At 69.5% G+C, this 1,306-nt stretch carries 1 protein-coding gene; it reads left to right on the forward strand.

What is annotated here, in order from left to right; all coding sequences use genetic code 11:
* Positions 1–237: 237 nt before the first annotated feature.
* Positions 238–1,269: a S66 peptidase family protein gene (locus ACFWEP_RS34715; protein ID WP_387376297.1), complete on the forward strand. Its 1,032-nt coding sequence runs from the start codon at positions 238–240 to the stop codon at positions 1,267–1,269.
* Positions 1,270–1,306 lie beyond the last annotated feature (37 nt).

Below are 1,306 nucleotides of genomic sequence, written 5' to 3' on the forward strand. Positions count from 1 at the left end.
CCCGGTGAACGTTTCCACCCACAACGCCTCAGCCCGCAACACCCCACCCATACAGGAGAAATACCCGAAGCGCAGGCTTCTGCAACACGCTTTAGTAATGAGACCCGCTCGACTTCCCTTAACTCCTCAACGCCATCGCGGCGTGCGAAGTAAGTTCCCGCTCCGACCCCCGCCCGCGTACTCGGCCCACCGCAAACTCCCTGGCACCGGCCGTGAGCCGCGTGCCAGAGTCCTCGCATGACGATTCGATACCCCCGCCCCCTCCGTCCCGGTGACCGCGTTGCCGTCACCTCTCCCTCGTCCGGTGTTCCGGAGAGGCTCCGGGGGCGGCTCGACGCCGCGGTGCGGGTGGTCGAGGCCCGGGGGTACGAGGTGGTGGTCGGGGCGTGCATGGACGGGTCCCGGCATGTCAGTGCGTCGGCGGGTGAACGCGCCGCCGAGTTCGAGGCGTTCCTGACCGACCCCGGCATCCGGGCCGTGGTGCCGCCGTGGGGCGGGGAGACGGCGATCGACCTGGTGTCGCTGATCGACTGGGACAAGGTCGCCGCGGCGGAACCGACGTGGGTGGTCGGGTACTCGGACATGGCCACGCTCATCACCCCGCTGACGCTGCTGTCCGGCACGGCGACCCTGCACGGTGCGAACCTCATGGACACGCCCTATCTCCAACCCGAGGGGCTGCTCTCCTGGCTCGACATCGTGGAGTTGGAGTCCGGGAGCGGGTTCACCCAGTCCTCGCCCGGGCGGTACCGGTCCCCCGGCTGGGACGACTGGACCGTTGATCCCGGGAAGCAGGACCTCGGCCTCGACAGGGACGGCCGGTGGACCCGGCTCGACGGCGGCACGGGGGACGTGGACGTGGCGGGGCGGCTCGTCGGGGGGTGCGTCGAGACGATCTGCAACCTGGCGGGCAGCCCGTATCTGGATGTGCGCGGCTTCGCGCGCGCCCACGCTCCGGAGGGCCTCGTGGTCTACGTCGAGGTGTGCGAGGACAACGCGCTCACCATCTGCCGCAACCTTCACGGCATGCGGCTCAACGGCTTCTTCGACCATGCCAACGCCGTTGTCGTCGGGCGCACTTCGGCCCCCGACGACGCCACCATGACCCAGTACGAGGCAGTGGTGGACGCCCTCGGCACGCTGGGTGTGCCGATCGTCGCCGATGTCGAGTGCGGCCATGTGTACCCGCACATGCCGTTCGTGAACGGTGCCCTGACCCGGGTCGTCCACACGGCCGACCGCAGTGACGTGACACAGAGACTGGTCTGAGGAGGAACCGCGCCGGGCGGGGCGGCGGGAGCACCGT

Source organism: Streptomyces sp. NPDC060198 (assembly GCF_042728415.1).
Classification (GTDB): Bacteria; Actinomycetota; Actinomycetes; order Streptomycetales; family Streptomycetaceae; genus Streptomyces.